Below are 15,574 nucleotides of genomic sequence, written 5' to 3' on the forward strand. Positions count from 1 at the left end.
CTTCACCGGCCGATCGGAGGACCTGGACCGCCTGCTCCCGCACCTCTCCCCCGACGAGAACGACACGGCTGCGCTCCCGCTCCTCATCTTCGCCGTCACAGGGATGGGCGGCGTCGGCAAGACCGCACTGGCGGTGGAGGCGGCGCACCGAGCCCGTGGGAAGGGCTGGTTCCCGGGCGGAACGCTCTTCGTGGACCTGCGCGGGTACGACGAGGATCCGGTCACGGCTGACCAGGCGGTCCTGTCCCTGCTCGACGCCCTCGGCGTACGGGACGGGGAGCTGCCCCCGACGGCGGACCGCCAGTACGACGCGTACCGCGTGCTCCTCGCCGAACGACGGAACCGGATGCTGCTGATCCTGGACAACGCCTCGGATCCCGTCCAGTACCTGCCGCTCCTGCCCGGCACGGACCACCACCGGGTGCTCATCACCTCCCGGGACCGCCCCGACGCCCTTCCGGTTCGCCTGATCGACCTGGAGGCACTCGCCCCGGACGACTCCGTCGCCCTTCTGACCCGTGCCCTGCACGACACCGACGAACGGGACGACCGGCCGTCACGTGAACCTGACGCACTAAGCGAACTGGCCTATCTCTGCGGTCATTTACCCCTGGCCCTACAGATCGCGGCGGGCATGCTGCGTCGACGTCGCCATCGGGACATCGCCTCTCTGGTGGCCGAGATCCGGGAGGCCGGGGACGCGACCATCGTCCTCGACCGTGGCAGTCCCGGAACGGACCTGTATGGACGCTCACTCGTCCTGCGGCCGGTTCTGGAGACCTCCTATCACCGATTGCCGTTCGACCAGGCCCGGCTGCTACGCCTGCTCTGCCTCGCACCAGGTGCGGAGACCGGCACAGAGGCGATCGCCGCTCTTGCCGACCTCGACACCAGCTCCGTGCTGTCACTGCTGGAGGATCTGGCCGCTAGGGGTCTCGTCAAGCCAGTGGGTGGCGGCAACGGGACGGCTTCCGCCATGCGGTGGCGGTTGCATGACTTGGTGCGGGTATTCGGAGCGGGTGTGGTGGCAGGGGAAGCGGGGCTGCGGGATGAGGGGGAGGCCGCGCAGGAGCGAGTGCTGGAGTACTACGCGCAGTGGGCGGAAGCGGCTGATGATCGGTTGAGGTGGCTGCCGGGCAAGCCGGTGCCGGAACGGTTCGGGGACCGGAGGAAAGCATTGGCGTGGCTGGACGCGGAACGGGCGGTTCTGGTTGCGGCGGTGGGGTGGGGGCGGGAGGAGCGGTTCGCGGGCACGGCGATGCGGCTGGCCGAGTGCCTGGGGGAGTACCTGGACTGGCGGCGGTACTTCGATGACTTGATCGCCGTTGCGCAAGCTGCACTCGGTGCCGCGCGGCTTGCCGGGGACCGCCTGAACGAGGCCAACGCGTGGAACAACCTCGGCAACGCCCTGCTGGTGGCGGGCCGGACTGGGGAGGCGATCGACGCCCACAGCCAGGCCCGCTACCTGTACCAGGCCGCCGGAGAACCCCACGACGAGGCTATAACGTGGGGCAACCTCGGCAACGCCCTGCGAGCTGCGGGCCGGACGGAGGAGGCGATCGACGCCCACGCCTGGGCCCGGGACCTATACCAGGCCGCTGGAGACCGCCACCGCGAGGCCATGGCGTGGAACAACCTCGGCAACGCCCTGCAGGGGGCGGGCCGGACTGGAGAGGCGATCGACGCCCACACCCGGGCCCGCGACCTGTTACAGGCCGCCGAAGACCGCCACGGCGAGGGCCAGGCCTGGCACAACCTCGGCAATGCCCTGCGAGCTGCCGGCCAGGTAGAGGAGACGATCGAGGCTTACGGCAAGGGTCTGGAGATTTTCAGGGAGTTCGAGGACTGGTACGGCGAGGGGCAGACCCTTCGCAACCTGGCCCACGTCTACAAGACCATCCACCGCCCCGCCGACGCCCGCGCCGCCTACCTCCAGGCCGCCGACGCCTATACCCGCGCCGACGCCCCCACCGAAGCCACCCAGGCCCGCACTCGCGCCGCCGAACAACCGGAATGACTCCCCGCCCGAGCCCATTCCCCGCATGCTTCCGGGTGTACTCAGGTGTCGAACTGGCGATAGGGGTTGCCCTCCGCCGGGGTCACTCGCCCATAGGTCTCGACCATGGCCTTGCACTGCCGATGGGCCGGATTCCGGCCCGTGTGTTTCAGCGCCCACACCTCGACAGGTTCAGGGAAGTCGTCCGACGTCGGCGCCTCTGCCCCGCACGCCACGCGCGGGCGGAGTAAATGACCTGCGGGGCGCCCTCGTCGGCTTCCGGCTCGACGGAGCCGGGACGGCGAGGGACGGCGGGATCGGAAGAGAGGGTTACTGGGAGGTGGAGATCCAGCGGATCGTCCACGGCGCCATACCTCACCTGGGCGAGGTTACGGCCGTTCTCTTCTACTGCCACCCGCAGCCGACGAACTACTTCGATCAGGAGCTACGCATCTATCGCAGCGGTGACGGAACCGAGATCGGGCGCACGCCCACCTTCGAGGTCGACGGCTTCTCTCCCGAGTATCGGCCGGACACACTGAAGGTCGAAGACGGCCGGCTGTCCGCCGATCTCGCGTTCTACGGAGAACAGGACACACACGGCCAGCCTTCGATACTCCGTCATGTCACCTGGGCCTGGAGCGGCCGGGAGTTCGTGAAGCGATCCGAGACCGAGGTGAGCCAGGTCGACCTCCACCGTGAATCCGTCACGGTCGACGGAATAGGCCCGGTGCGTATCGGGATGAGCGGTGAGCAGGTGGAGAAAGCGGCCGGTTCCCCGCTCACCATGGTCGGTGACGCCTCACACTGCACCGACGGCACGTTGGCGGAATCGCCCGACGGGCTGTCACTGATGTTCATGGAGAACTCCCTCGTCGCCGTATCCGTGGAACCACCGGCCACTATCTCCACGGCCTCCGGGATGCGCGTCGACACCGGACGGGACGAGCTCTTCGACACCTACGGGGACGAGATCACCACGGATTCGGTGGGGGACGGATCCGAGCGGCTGGTGTTCGCACCCACCGCGCCACGGTTCGGCGGAAGGGTCATCGTGTTCGACCTGAACGACGGTCAGGTCGAGAGGTTCGCCGCGGGAACACGCGACGCGGCGACCGCCGGTTCCTGTCCCTGACGAGGAGCGGGCAAGGTGGATCCCCTGAGACGGGAGGGTGCGGGACGGCGAGGAACCCTCCCGCGCCCTCTCAGAAACGCAGCCTTCCTAGAAGACCGACTCCGCCTCGTCCATGCGGTCCGTCGGGACCGTCTTCAGCTCCGTGACCGCCTCCGCCAGCGGCACCGTCACGATGTCGGTCCCCCGCAGGGACGTCATCCTGCCGAACTCGCCCCGGTGCGCGGCCTCCACCGCGTGCCAGCCGAAGCGGGTGGCGAGGACGCGGTCGTACGCCGTGGGCACACCGCCGCGCTGGACGTGGCCGAGGATGACCGGCTTGGCCTCCTTGCCGAGGCGGCGCTCCAGCTCGTAGGCCAGGGCCGTACCGATGCCCTGGAAGCGCTCGTGGCCGAACTTGTCGATCTCGCCCTTGCCGTAGTCCATGGTGCCGTCGGACGGGTGCGCGCCCTCGGCCACGCAGATCACCGCGAACTTCTTGCCGCGGGCGAAGCGTTCCTCCACCATCTTGACCAGCTGGGCCGGATCGAAGGGACGCTCGGGCAGGCAGATGCCGTGGGCGCCGGCGGCCATGCCGGACTCCAGGGCGATCCAGCCCGCGTGCCGGCCCATGACCTCGACGACCATCACCCGCTGATGGGACTCGGCGGTGGTTTTGAGGCGGTCCATCGCCTCCGTGGCGACTCCGACGGCGGTGTCGAAGCCGAAGGTGCGGTCGGTGGAGGAGATATCGTTGTCGATCGTCTTCGGGACCCCGACCACCGGCAGACCGGCCTCGGACAGCATGTGCGCCGCCGTGAGCGTGCCCTCGCCGCCGATGGGGATCAGCGCGTCGATGCCGAAGTCGCGGATCATGTCGGAGGCGTTCTCGCAGGCCTCGCGCAACCGGTCGCGCTCCAGCCGGGCGGAGCCGAGGATGGTGCCGCCCCGGGCCAGGATGCCGCTGACGGCGTCGAGGTCGAGGGTGCGGTAATGGCCGTCGAGCAGGCCCGAGTAGCCGTCCTCGAAGCCGATGACCTCGTCGCCGTAGTTGTCGATCGCGCGGTGCACGACCGACCGGATCACTGCGTTCAGGCCGGGGCAGTCGCCGCCTGCGGTGAGAACTCCGATACGCATCGTGCTGTGTCTCCTGGTCCCTGTCGATACCGGTGAGCCAGTCCGATTGTTTCATGTCCCCCAGCGCCGTGAGGACGCCGGGCGGGCGGGCGTCCTAGCCACCGCCAGAGGTAGTGTCAAGAGGGATCCGCACACCTCAGTGGGCGATTTTTGTGGGCCCCACGATGACTCTTGCGGCCCCGCCGATGACTTTGCGGCCCCCGACGAAACGGAGAGCGCGCGTGACCCGCAGCGTGTACGTGACCGGTATCGACCGCGGCGACGGCCGGCAGGTCGTCGAACTCGGGGTCATGGAGCTCCTCACCAGGCAGGTCGACCGGGTGGGTGTGTTCCGTCCCCTGGTGCACGACGGGCCGGACCGCCTCTTCGAACTGCTGCGGGCCCGCTACCGGCTCACCCAGGACCCGGCGACCGTCTACGGCCTCGACTACCACGAGGCGTCCGCGCTCCAGGCCGAGCAGGGCACGGACGAACTGGTGTCCATCCTCGTGGACCGGTTCCACCTGGTCGCCCGCGACTACGACGTCGTGCTCGTTCTCGGCACCGACTACGCCGACACCCAGTTCCCCGACGAACTGGCCCTGAACGCCCGGCTGGCCAACGAGTTCGGCGCCTCGGTGATCGGGGTCGTGGGGGGCCGCAGGCAGACCGCCGAGTCGGTGCGCGCCGAGACCCGCAACGCCTACCGCGCCTACGCCACCCTGGGGTGCGACGTGCTGGCCATGGCGGTCAACCGGGTCGCCCGCGAGGACCGCGACGAGATCGCCGAGCGGCTCACCAACCGCCTGCCGGTGCCCTGCTACGTGTTTCCCGACGAGCCGGCGCTCTCCGCCCCGACCGTCTCCCAGATCGCGCACACCCTCGGCGCCAAGGTGGTGCTCGGCGACGACTCCGGACTCGCCCGCGACGCCCTCAACTTCATCTTCGGCGGTGCGATGCTGCCGAACTTCCTCGCCGCCCTGACCCCGGGCTGCCTGGTGGTCACCCCGGGCGACCGCGCGGACCTGGTCGTCGGCGCACTGGCCGCGCACAGCGCCGGCACCCCGCCGATAGCCGGGGTGCTGCTGACCCTGGACGAGGTACCCGGCGAGCGCATCCTCACCCTCGCCGACCGGCTCGCCCCAGGCACCCCGGTGATCTCGGTGCCGGGCACCAGCTTCCCCACCGCCGAGCAGCTCTTCTCCCTGGAGGGCAAGCTGAACGCGGCCACCCCGCGCAAGGCGGAACGGGCACTCGGACTCTTCGAGCGGTACGCCGACACCGCGGAGCTGACCCAGCGTGTCTCCGCGCCGAGCAGCGACCGCGTCACCCCGATGATGTTCGAGCACAAGCTGCTCGAGCAGGCCCGTTCCGACCTGCGCCGGGTCGTGCTCCCCGAGGGCACCGAGGAGCGGGTGCTGCACGCGGCGGAGGTCCTGCTGCGCCGGGGCGTGTGCGAGCTGACCCTGCTCGGTGACGTCGAGCAGATCCGCAAGAAGGCCGCCGACCTCGGTGTCGACCTCGGCGGGACCCAGGTGATCGATCCGGCCACCTCCGAACTGCGGGACTCCTTCGCCGAGCAGTACGCGGCCCTGCGCGCCCACCGGGGCGTCACCGTGGAGCTGGCCTATGACGTCGTCTCCGACGCGAACTACTTCGGCACGCTGATGGTGCAGGAGGGCCTCGCCGACGGCATGGTGTCCGGCTCGGTGCACTCCACGGCCGCGACGATCCGGCCGGCCTTCGAGATCATCAAGACCCGCGAGGACGCGCGGATCGTCTCCTCGGTCTTCTTCATGTGCCTGGCCGACAAGGTGCTCGTCTACGGCGACTGCGCGGTCAACCCCGACCCGGACGCCGAGCAGCTCGCCGACATCGCCGTGCAGTCGGCGGTCACGGCCGCGCGGTTCGGCGTGGAGCCGCGGATCGCGATGCTGTCGTACTCGACGGGCACGTCCGGCTCCGGCGCCGACGTGGACAAGGTGCGCACCGCCACCGAGCTGCTGCGCTCCCGCCGTCCGGATCTGCGGATCGAGGGGCCGATCCAGTACGACGCGGCCGTGGAGCCCTCGGTCGCGGCGACCAAGCTGCCGGGCTCGGATGTGGCCGGTCAGGCGACCGTGCTGATCTTCCCCGACCTGAACACCGGCAACAACACCTACAAGGCCGTGCAGCGCTCGGCCGGCGCGATCGCCGTCGGCCCGGTGCTCCAGGGTCTGCGCAAGCCCGTCAACGACCTGTCCCGGGGCGCCCTGGTCCAGGACATCGTCAACACCGTCGCCATCACGGCGATCCAGGCCCAGTCCGCGGTCCCGTCCTCCCCGGCCCCGAGCGAGAAGGCAGCCGCCCAGTGAGCCCGTCCCGTGTCCTCGTCCTCAACACCGGCTCCTCGTCCGTGAAGTACCAGCTGCTGGACATGGGTGACAGCAGCCGGCTGGCCACCGGCCTGATCGAGCGGATCGGCGAGCGGACCTCGCTGGTGCGGCACACGCCGCTCACGCCGGGCGGGGAGACCCGGGAGCGGACCGGCCGGGTCGCCGACCACGACGCCGCCCTGAGGGCGATGGCCGAGGAACTCGCCGCCGACGGGCTGGGCCTGGACTCCCCCGAGCTGGCCGCGATCGGCCACCGGGTGGTGCACGGCGGGAAGTACTTCACCGAGCCGACGGTGATCGGCGACCGGGTGCTCGCGGAGATCGAGCGGCTGATCCCGGTGGCACCGCTGCACAATCCCGCCAACCTCACCGGTATCCGCACGGCCATGACGCTGCGCCCGGACCTGCCGCAGGTCGCCGTCTTCGACACCTCCTTCCACACCACGATGCCGGAGTCGGCCGCCCGCTACGCGATCGACGTGAAGACCGCCGACGAGCACCGCATCCGCCGCTACGGCTTCCACGGCACCTCGCACGCGTATGTCTCCCGGGAGACCGCGAGGCTGCTGGGGAAGGCCCCCGAGGAGGTGAACGTCATCGTGCTGCACCTGGGCAACGGGGCGTCCGCCACGGCGGTGCGGGGCGGACGCTGCGTGGACACGTCCATGGGGCTGACGCCCTTGGAGGGGCTGGTGATGGGTACGCGGTCCGGAGACATGGACCCGGCCGTCATCTTCCATTTGATGCGTGTTGGCAACATGTCCGCCGACGAGATCGACACTCTTCTCAACAAGAAGAGCGGTCTGGTGGGACTGTGCGGGGACAACGACATGAGGGAGATCCGGCGCCGGATCGACGAGGGTGACGAACGGGCGAAGCTCGCGTTCGACATCTACATTCACCGTCTGAAGAAGTACATCGGTGCCTATTACGCCGTTCTCGGACGGGTCGACGCGGTGACCTTCACCGCCGGGGTGGGCGAGAACGCCGCCCCGGTACGGGAGGCCGCCGTGGCGGGCCTGGAAGGGCTGGGCCTGGCGGTCGACGGCGGGCGCAACGCCGTGCGGGGTGACGGGCCGCGGCTGGTCTCGCCCGACGGTGCGCGGGTCGCTGTCGCGGTGGTGCCGACGGACGAGGAAATGGAGATCGCACAGCAGACCTACGCACTGGTCGGAAAACACAACTGAGCAGGGACTTTCTCATGTGTATCTTCCGCCAGACGGAATATTCCGGAGCGAAACAAACCGTTAGGATCGCCCCATGCGCCGTTCGAAAATCGTCTGTACTCTCGGCCCCGCGGTCGACTCCCACGAGCAGCTTGTCGCCCTGATCGAAGCCGGCATGAACGTGGCCCGCTTCAACTTCAGCCACGGCACGCACGCCGAGCACCAGGGCCGGTACGACCGGGTCCGTGCCGCGGCCAAGGAGACGGGCCGGGCCATCGGTGTCCTCGCCGACCTCCAGGGCCCGAAGATCCGCCTGGAGACCTTCGCCGAAGGTCCCGTCGAGCTGGTGCGCGGTGACGAGTTCACCATCACCACCGAGGACGTCCCGGGTGACAAGACGATCTGCGGGACGACCTACAAGGGCCTGCCGGGCGACGTCTCGCCCGGCGACCAGATCCTGATCAACGACGGCAACGTCGAGCTGAAGGTGCTGGACGTCGAGGGCCCCCGGGTGAAGTCGACCGTCATCGAGGGCGGTGTCATCTCCGACCACAAGGGCATCAACCTGCCCGGCGCGGCCGTCAACGTCCCCGCACTGTCCGAGAAGGACGTCGAGGACCTGCGGTTCGCCCTGCGGATGGGCTGCGACCTGGTCGCGCTGTCCTTCGTCCGGGACGCCAAGGACGTCGCCGACGTGCACCGCGTCATGGACGAGGAGGGCCGCCGCGTTCCCGTCGTCGCCAAGGTGGAGAAGCCGCAGGCGGTGGAGAACATGGAGGGCGTCGTGGCGGCGTTCGACGCCGTCATGGTCGCGCGTGGCGACCTGGCCGTCGAGTACCCGCTCGAGAAGGTCCCCATGGTGCAGAAGCGCCTGATCGAGCTGTGCCGGCGCAACGCCAAGCCGGTGATCGTGGCGACCCAGATGATGGAGTCGATGATCACCAACTCCCGGCCGACCCGCGCCGAGGCCTCCGACGTGGCCAACGCGATCCTGGACGGCGCCGACGCGGTCATGCTGTCGGCCGAGTCGAGCGTGGGCGCGTACCCGGTCGAGACCGTACGGACGATGTCGAAGATCGTCCAGGCGGCCGAGCAGGAACTGCTCTCCAAGGGCCTGCAGCCGCTGGTGCCGGGCAAGAAGCCGCGCACCCAGGGCGGTTCGGTGGCCCGCGCCGCCTGCGAGATCGCCGACTTCCTCGGCGGCAAGGGCCTGGTGGCCTTCACCCAGTCCGGCGACACGGCCCGGCGGCTGTGCCGCTATCGCGTCGCCCAGCCGATCCTGGCGTTCACCACCGACGAGTCGACCCGCAACCAGCTGACGCTCAGCTGGGGCGTGGAGCCGCATGTCGTGCCGTTCGTGAACAGCACCGACGAGATGGTGGAGCTGGTGCAGCAGGAGCTGGTCAAGCTGAACCGCTTCAGCGAGGGCGACACCGTGATCATCACGGCGGGCTCGCCTCCCGGCGTCCCCGGCACCACCAACATGGTCCGCGTCCACCACCTGGGCGGCACGACCGCCTGATCCGGACGGCGCCGGTACGCCACCGGCGGCGCGCGTACGCCACCGAGGGCGCCCCCTGCGGACAGGGGGCGCCCTCGGCGCTCTCACGGCTCCCGGAAGTGCTCGGGTGGACGCTCAGCTGACGTACTGGTGCAGTCCGGGTATGTGCAGGGTTCCGCCGAACTGGCCGGCCTGCTGCACCGTCACATCGGTGAAGTAGATCAGCGGGATGTTCAGCGGCGGAGGGTGCTCCGGGTCGAACGTGATCGGGATCAGCCCGAGCAGCTTGCCGGAGATGCTCTCCGTGTACATCACGGTGTCGCCGTCGCGGATGGTGGAGGTCGACCCCTTGGCGGCCTGCACGTGGTAGGTCTTGCCGGACTGGTCGTCCTTGACCGTCTGGTGCAGGTCACCGATGTCGGTGCCGTTGGAGACGACGTACTTCAGCACCTTCTTGACGGTGCCGTTGGCGGTCCGCACCTCGACGATGCCCTTGTAGTCGGCGCCCTTCAGCGTCAGCGAGCTGGCGTTCAGGAACCACGGGTCGTCGGGCAGCGGAACCTTGTTGTCGACCCCGCCCTCGGCGTCGGTGGCGACCGGGCAGTCCTCGAGGTCGGTCCCGGACGTCTCGGAGGGACTCGGCGAGGCGGTGGCCTCGGGGGTGGCGGTCGCCTCCTCGGCCTTGTCCGCGGTGTCCCCGGCCGCCGGGGACGCCTTGTCGCCGGTGTCCTTCGTGCTGTCCTGCGCGGTGTCCTTCGCCGGTTCGGAGGCCTTCCCGGCGGTCTCCTGCGCGGCGCCGGCCTTCTCCTCGGCCGTGTCCTCGGTGGACGGGGCGGAGGCGGACGGGGTGGGGCTCGGGGTGTCCCCGGCCTTCTCCTCCCCGGGAGTGAAGACGTCCTTGATGGCGTCCCCGATCTCCTCCAGCAGGTTGCGGTCGGTCTCCGAGGGGGCCGGCGCGGGTGCGGCCGGCTGCTCGGCGGCCTGCCCGGCCGCGGACGCCGACGGGGTCGGTTCGGGCTCGCCGTCGGAACCTGAATCCGGCGAAGAGTCCGTTGCCTTGTCCGAGCCCGTGTCGCTGTCCTCGTCCGGAGCCTGCCGCGCGGGTGCCGAGGGGGTCGGTTCCGCCGAGGGCTCCTCGTCCGGGGACGCGCTGTCGCTCGCCGTCGCGGACGGGGTGGGTGACGCGGTGGAGTCCCCCTTCTCGGCCTCCTCGATGGCGTCCAGGCACTCCTTGAACTCCTCGGCCGTCAGGTTCTTCGACGACGGCTGGTCGTCTGCCTGGGCGAGGGTCGGAGTGAAGCCCATTCCCATGAGCACCGCGGTCGGCATGGCCGCGATGGCTATCGCCTTCCCGGCCGGCATGTGGAATCTGGTGAACAGCGGCTTCTTGGGTGCCGCGTGGCGCGGCCCGGTTCTCGCACGGGACGTCTCCACGTCAGTCCCGTGGGTCACCTCGTCAGCCGGCACTGTGCCTCCCGTTCGCCCCGTTCGCCGGGCTCGTTCCTGACAGATCCTTTTCTCCCAGCACCTTGGGGGCCTGGAAGTGATCCTCGTCGCCCGTCGGCGCGGTGCCGTCGACGGGTTCCAGGACCGTGGTGTCGGTGTCGGCGGTCGCGTCCTGCGGCGTTCCGCCGTGGCCCTCGCCGTTCGCCGGCGGCTCCTCGGCGGGTGGTGCGCCCGGCGCCCACGACACGGCCATCGCTCCGCCCACCAGGGAGAAGAGGAAGCCGATCAGGAAGCCGCCGATGTTGGACACGGGGATGGACACCAGCGCCAGCAGGATCGCCGCGACACCCGCGAAGACCCGGATGTGCTTCTGGAACCAGATGCTGCCGCCGAGGACGACGAGCAGCACACCGATGATCAGGGACCCGGCGCCCGCCGTGGTCGCCATGGCCAGTGTCAGGTGTCCGATCTGGAGGTTCGCGTACGGGAAGTAGGCGATGGGGAGTCCGCCGAGCATGACGAACAGCCCGGCCCAGAACGGCCGCTCGCCCCGCCAGGCGCGGAACTGCAGCCTACGGCGGGTGAACTGGCCGGCGGCGGCAGGAGTCTCGGCGCTCATGGAAAACAGCTCCCTGGTACGGCTTTGCTGTGGTGGTGATGTGCACCGCGCGTGAAGGCGCGGCGGGAAGGTGGACGGGCGGGGGCGCCACCGGCTCCCCCGCCCGTCAGCGAGTGCTTAGTAGCACTCCTTGACACCCGTCGAGAGCGACATCTTCAGGCCGCTGAGCTTGAAGGTTCCGGCGGTGGTCGCCCACGCCGTCTGCTTCACGTCCTTCAGAACGGCCTTCTCGGCCTGCTGGGCGAAGCCGTACGGGTTCGCCTGCTCGCCGCCGCCCTTCATGCCCGGACCCTTGCTGGCGTCCTTGGCGGCCACACCGATGTCGATGTTCGTGAACGTCGCGTCGGCGTTCAGGTCGGCGACGTCGATGTAGAGGTTCTTGGCCTCTACCGGCTCGCCCTGTCCCGCACGCAGCATCAGGCTGACGTTCCCGAGCACCGGAATGTTCGGGGTGACGACCGACTGGCACATGTTCTTGATGGTCGCCGACTTGAACGCCGAGACCGCGACGGGGTGAACCGTCTTCTTGCCGGTGAGGGTGTATCCCTCGTCAAGGGCACCGTACTGGGAGAAGCCCGTACCGACGAGCTCGTCCGTGGTGACCTTGAACGACTGGCCCGACACGCTGAACGACGCCGCGAGGGCGCCCTGCGCGAGGGCGACACCTATGCACGCCGTGGCGGCGACGCTGGGCACCATGACCACAGCGAACCGCTTCCATCTGGTCCCGCCACGCACCTGGGACTCCATATTTCCTCCTTCTCGGACGTACATCTCCTGCCCTGACTCGCCGCCATGGACGGCGGCTCAGCCGGGCAGGGATGGGAGAAGTGCTACGTCCTCGGGAAGGAGAGCGCCCGTACTCGACGGCGCAGAACGCGCCCGAATCACCGGCGATCACCCCCGAGCGACAACCACTGGTCGCGCCTGACACGCATCACGCACAACCCTGCCGGACAGGCTTCGCCGGATGGACGAAGACCCCCCTGCCCAAGAGCCGGCGCCACTGCCGCCGACTCTGCTCGGTGGGGACCCAGGAGTTCCCGCCGCCCGACCGGCTGTCGGGGGTGCGGGTATTGGACCGAGCGTCGCTGATCGTGGTGCATTCTCGCCGCCCGCACAAGGGGGTTCGTTACTCGCTAGTAACGGCCGGATAACCGTGCAGCGACCCGCAGGACCCGCTCGACGACGCTCGGTGCACCGCAGGGGGCGTACAAAGCTGTTGATCGATGGACATAATCCGACAGATCAACGCCTACGACTTACTCGCAGTAACAGCGGCCGCGATTACCAAGATTTGGTAAAGCGCGGCCGCATCGGCCCCTACGAGCCAATCGGCAACTCGGGCCTCAGGGGCCCGGTCGACCGGCAAACGTCCCGAATCAGACATCGTGTCGAGAGGTCTCGGACACCCGGGTGCCCAGGCACCCGGCCTGCTCAGAACAGGGCCCGCGCCAGTGCCCGGCGCGCGGCGATCACGCGCGGATCCTCGGCACCGACCACCTCGAACAGCTCCAGCAGCCGCACCCGTACGGCGTCCCGGTCGTCACCCGCGGTGCGCGCCACCGTCTCGATGAGCCGGCCGAACGCGTCCTCGACATGACCGCCCACCAGGTCCAGGTCGGCGGCGGCGATCTGCGCGGCGGCGTCCCCCGGCTTGTCCGCGGCGTCCCCCCGCACCTGCTGCGGATCGAGCCCCTGTACGCGCTGGAGCAGTTCGGCCTGGGCGAGACCCAGCGCGGCCTCCGGGTTGCCCGGGTCGTCGGCGAGCACGTTCTTGTACGCCTGGACCGCACCGGGGAGGTCACCGCTGTCCAGCGCCTGCACTGCGGCCTCCAGCAGGGCGTCGTAGGGCCCGGCGACCTCGGCCGGGGCCTCCGGCACGCCCCCGCCCGGCTCGGCGCCGGGGTCGACGACGAGACCGGTCAGGCCGAAGCGCTGCTCACCGACCTGGATCAGCTGGTCCAGGGTCTGGCGGATCTGTGCCTCGCCCGCGGCCCCCTGGAAGAGCGGCAGCGCCTGTCCGGCCACCACCGCGAAGACCGCCGGGATCCCCTGGATCCCGAACTGCTGCATCAACATCTGGTTGGCGTCGACGTCGATCTTGGCGAGGAGGACGCGCCCGTTGTACTCGACGGTGAGCCGCTCCAGGAGAGGGCTCAGTTGCTTGCAGGGCTCGCACCACTCGGCCCAGAAGTCGATGACGACCGGGACCTCGGTGGACCGCTGCAGGACATCGCGCTCGAAGCCGGCCTCGTCGACGTCGATCACGAGGTCGGCCGGGGAGACGGCTCCCCCGCCGCCCTGCCGTGCCGTCTCGGCGCGCGCCTGCTCCGCCTTCGCCTTGGCCTCCTGGGCCGCCTTCACCGCGGCGAGGTCGACGACCCCGCTCATGGACATGTTCCGTGGCTGCATGCGTCTATCCTCCCCCGTGCACCGCGTGTGTGTGAAAAACGCCCGGGAAACCCAGGCGTACGTGTGGTGTTGGGCGCGGGGTCCCCACCCCACGCCGGTGGTCGTCGCTCGGGCACGCCGGTCGAGCGTGCTTTCGCTACGGGTCGTAGCGTAATACCGATCGGGGTCCGCGCGGCACCCCCTCTCCGTGATCTCTCTCACGACCGACCGTGCGGTATCCGCCGGTTATGGTCGTGCCATGCAGAGCCGCATCCCAGCCAGTCGCACCGGGCGTCCGCGCAACACCGCCGCGGATGCCGCGATCCTGGCCGCGACCCGTCAGGCTCTGGTCGAACTCGGCTGGTCCAAGCTCACCTTGGGAGACGTGGCGGTCCGCGCCGGCGTCGCCAAGACCACCCTCTACCGTCGCTGGGCGGGCAAGAACGAACTCGTGGTGGACGCGGTCGCCGAACTCTTCGACGAACTGAGCCTGCCCGACCGCGGTTCGCTGGCCGCCGACATCGAGGGCGTGGTGCTCCAGTTCGCCGCGATACTGGCCCGGCCGGAGGCCAGGAGCGGGCTGATGGCGGTGGTCGCCGAGGCCACCCGTGACGAGGCCCTGCGCGAGCGCATCCGCGCCTCGATCGTCGAACGGCAGAAACGTCTCGTCCTCGCGGGCCGGGCCCGCGCCCAGGAACGCGGCGAGCTGCCGGCCGAGCCGGACACCGAGGAGTCGGCCCGCGCTGTCGACCTGATCTTCGACATGGTGGCCGGGGCGGTGGTGCACCGCACCCTGGTGAGCGCGGAACCCGCCGACGAGGAGTGGGTGCACGGCTTCACCCGCGTCCTGCTGTCGGGCCTCGCCGCCGCCACCGGCCCCGGGCCCGGGTGACCACCGACGGCCGCAGACCGGCCACGGTCGGCCGATAGTCGTCTGTCGCCGCCCCCGGGCGCCCTGCGAGGATCGTGATCACCCCACCGGGACATACGGGACACCGAGCGGCCAGGGAGGCACGCATGACCGGGACCGGATCCGTCACCGCGCGGATCGACACCTCCAGGCCGCACCCGGCCCGGGTCTACGACTGGTTCCTCGGTGGCAAGGACAACTACCCCGTCGACGAGGAACTGGGCCGGCAGATCATGGGCGTCGACGGCACGGCCCGGCACATCGCCCGCACCAACCGCTGGTTCATGCAGCGCGTCACCAGGTGGCTGGCCGGAAAGGCGGGCATCCGGCAGTACCTGGACATCGGTACCGGCATCCCCACCGAACCCAATCTTCACCAGATCGCCCAGAGCGTCGCCCCCGAGTCCCGCGTCGTCTACACGGACAACGACCCGATCGTCCTCAAGCACGCGGAGGCACTGCTGCGCAGCACCCCCGAGGGCGTCACCGACTACGTCCAGGCCGATGTGCGCGAACCCGAGCGGATCCTGCAACAGGCGGGCGAGCATCTGGACTTCGGCCGGCCGGTGGCGCTGTCCCTGGTGGCGCTGACGCACTTCCTCGGTGACGAGGACGATCCGTACGCCCTGGTGTCCCGGCTCGTCGACGCCCTGCCCTCCGGCAGCCATCTGGTGCTGTCCCAGCTCACCGCCGACTTCGACCCCGAGGGGGTCGGCCGCGGTGTCGCGATGTACGCGGCGGGCGGTGTCACCCTCGCACCGCGCACCCGCGCGGAGATCGCCCGGTTCTTCGAGGGACTGGAGCTCGTCGATCCCGGTCTCGTCCAGCTGACCGACTGGCATCCCGAGCTCGCCGACGGGGAGCACACCGACGAGAGCGCCGTGATCTCGCTCTACGGCGCGGTGGCCCGCAAGCCATGAGAGGCAACGCGCCGGCAGGC

At 69.8% G+C, this 15,574-nt stretch carries 13 protein-coding genes; 7 read left to right on the plus strand and 6 right to left on the minus strand.

Annotated elements, in window-relative coordinates:
* Nucleotides 1–31: 31 nt before the first annotated feature.
* On the plus strand, nucleotides 32–2,017 hold the full coding sequence (locus tag ACZ5C2_RS29720; protein ID WP_468798438.1) for a tetratricopeptide repeat protein: 1,986 nt from the start codon (nucleotides 32–34) through the stop codon (nucleotides 2,015–2,017).
* A gap of 41 nt (nucleotides 2,018–2,058) precedes the next feature.
* Here the strand turns inward: ACZ5C2_RS29720 and ACZ5C2_RS29725 are convergent, their stop codons facing one another.
* A complete protein-coding gene (locus tag ACZ5C2_RS29725; protein ID WP_468798170.1) occupies nucleotides 2,059–2,232 on the minus strand; it encodes a DUF7848 domain-containing protein in 174 nt (57 codons plus the stop codon).
* 104 nt (nucleotides 2,233–2,336) lie between these two features.
* On the opposite strand from ACZ5C2_RS29725, the gene ACZ5C2_RS29730 reads away from it, so the two are divergent.
* Entirely contained in the window at nucleotides 2,337–3,131 is a 795-nt protein-coding gene (locus tag ACZ5C2_RS29730) for a hypothetical protein (RefSeq protein ID WP_468798173.1), read from the plus strand.
* 87 nt (nucleotides 3,132–3,218) lie between these two features.
* Here the strand turns inward: ACZ5C2_RS29730 and ACZ5C2_RS29735 are convergent, their stop codons facing one another.
* Nucleotides 3,219–4,244, minus strand: coding sequence for an ATP-dependent 6-phosphofructokinase (locus ACZ5C2_RS29735; RefSeq protein ID WP_468798176.1), 1,026 nt, complete (start codon nucleotides 4,242–4,244; stop codon nucleotides 3,219–3,221).
* Nucleotides 4,245–4,465: 221 nt separating this feature from the next.
* On the opposite strand from ACZ5C2_RS29735, the gene pta reads away from it, so the two are divergent.
* The 3 genes from pta to pyk all read left to right on the plus strand — a co-directional run bounded on the left by pta (nucleotide 4,466) and on the right by pyk (nucleotide 9,286).
* Nucleotides 4,466–6,577 carry a phosphate acetyltransferase gene (pta, locus tag ACZ5C2_RS29740; RefSeq protein WP_468798179.1) on the plus strand — a complete coding sequence of 704 codons (2,112 nt, stop codon included), beginning with the start codon at nucleotides 4,466–4,468 and terminating at the stop codon, nucleotides 6,575–6,577.
* Nucleotides 6,574–7,785: an acetate kinase gene (locus ACZ5C2_RS29745; protein WP_468798182.1), complete on the plus strand. Its 1,212-nt coding sequence runs from the start codon at nucleotides 6,574–6,576 to the stop codon at nucleotides 7,783–7,785. The genes pta and ACZ5C2_RS29745 overlap by 4 nt, the downstream gene beginning before the upstream one ends.
* Before the next feature lie 73 nt (nucleotides 7,786–7,858).
* Nucleotides 7,859–9,286, plus strand: coding sequence for a pyruvate kinase (gene pyk / locus ACZ5C2_RS29750; protein WP_468798184.1), 1,428 nt, complete (start codon nucleotides 7,859–7,861; stop codon nucleotides 9,284–9,286).
* 114 nt (nucleotides 9,287–9,400) lie between these two features.
* Here pyk and ACZ5C2_RS29755 read toward each other — a convergent pair whose 3' ends face one another.
* The 4 genes from ACZ5C2_RS29755 to ACZ5C2_RS29770 form a co-directional block, all read right to left on the minus strand.
* Nucleotides 9,401–10,732, minus strand: a complete 1,332-nt coding sequence (locus tag ACZ5C2_RS29755) for a hypothetical protein (RefSeq protein WP_468798186.1) — start codon at nucleotides 10,730–10,732, stop codon at nucleotides 9,401–9,403.
* Nucleotides 10,722–11,330 (minus strand): DUF6114 domain-containing protein, encoded by a 609-nt coding sequence (locus tag ACZ5C2_RS29760; RefSeq protein WP_468798189.1) that lies wholly within the window; start codon nucleotides 11,328–11,330, stop codon nucleotides 10,722–10,724. Before ACZ5C2_RS29760 ends, ACZ5C2_RS29755 begins: the two co-directional genes overlap by 11 nt.
* A gap of 117 nt (nucleotides 11,331–11,447) precedes the next feature.
* A complete protein-coding gene (locus tag ACZ5C2_RS29765) occupies nucleotides 11,448–12,080 on the minus strand; it encodes a DUF6230 family protein (RefSeq protein ID WP_215209064.1) in 633 nt (210 codons plus the stop codon).
* A 687-nt stretch (nucleotides 12,081–12,767) separates the two neighbouring features.
* Nucleotides 12,768–13,745: a tetratricopeptide repeat protein gene (locus tag ACZ5C2_RS29770; protein WP_468798193.1), complete on the minus strand. Its 978-nt coding sequence runs from the start codon at nucleotides 13,743–13,745 to the stop codon at nucleotides 12,768–12,770.
* A gap of 238 nt (nucleotides 13,746–13,983) precedes the next feature.
* Between ACZ5C2_RS29770 and ACZ5C2_RS29775 the strand changes: the two genes are divergently transcribed.
* On the plus strand, nucleotides 13,984–14,616 hold the full coding sequence (locus tag ACZ5C2_RS29775) for a TetR/AcrR family transcriptional regulator (RefSeq protein ID WP_468798196.1): 633 nt from the start codon (nucleotides 13,984–13,986) through the stop codon (nucleotides 14,614–14,616).
* A 125-nt stretch (nucleotides 14,617–14,741) separates the two neighbouring features.
* Nucleotides 14,742–15,554, plus strand: a complete 813-nt coding sequence (locus ACZ5C2_RS29780; protein ID WP_468798199.1) for an SAM-dependent methyltransferase — start codon at nucleotides 14,742–14,744, stop codon at nucleotides 15,552–15,554.
* Nucleotides 15,555–15,574: the final 20 nt, after the last annotated feature.

This window comes from Streptomyces sp. NPDC031365, from assembly GCF_055569765.1.

Excerpts from the sequence above, each read along its gene's own strand:
- ACZ5C2_RS29735 (WP_468798176.1), bottom strand. The coding sequence starts at position 4,244 with ATGCGTATCGGAGTTCTCACCGCAGGCGGCGACTGCCCCGGCCTGAAC.
- pyk (WP_468798184.1), top strand. The coding sequence starts at position 7,859 with ATGCGCCGTTCGAAAATCGTCTGTACTCTCGGCCCCGCGGTCGACTCC.
- ACZ5C2_RS29770 (WP_468798193.1), bottom strand. The coding sequence starts at position 13,745 with ATGCAGCCACGGAACATGTCCATGAGCGGGGTCGTCGACCTCGCCGCG.
- ACZ5C2_RS29775 (WP_468798196.1), top strand. The coding sequence starts at position 13,984 with ATGCAGAGCCGCATCCCAGCCAGTCGCACCGGGCGTCCGCGCAACACC.
- ACZ5C2_RS29760 (WP_468798189.1), bottom strand. The coding sequence starts at position 11,330 with ATGAGCGCCGAGACTCCTGCCGCCGCCGGCCAGTTCACCCGCCGTAGG.
- ACZ5C2_RS29780 (WP_468798199.1), top strand. The coding sequence starts at position 14,742 with ATGACCGGGACCGGATCCGTCACCGCGCGGATCGACACCTCCAGGCCG.
- ACZ5C2_RS29765 (WP_215209064.1), bottom strand. The coding sequence starts at position 12,080 with ATGGAGTCCCAGGTGCGTGGCGGGACCAGATGGAAGCGGTTCGCTGTG.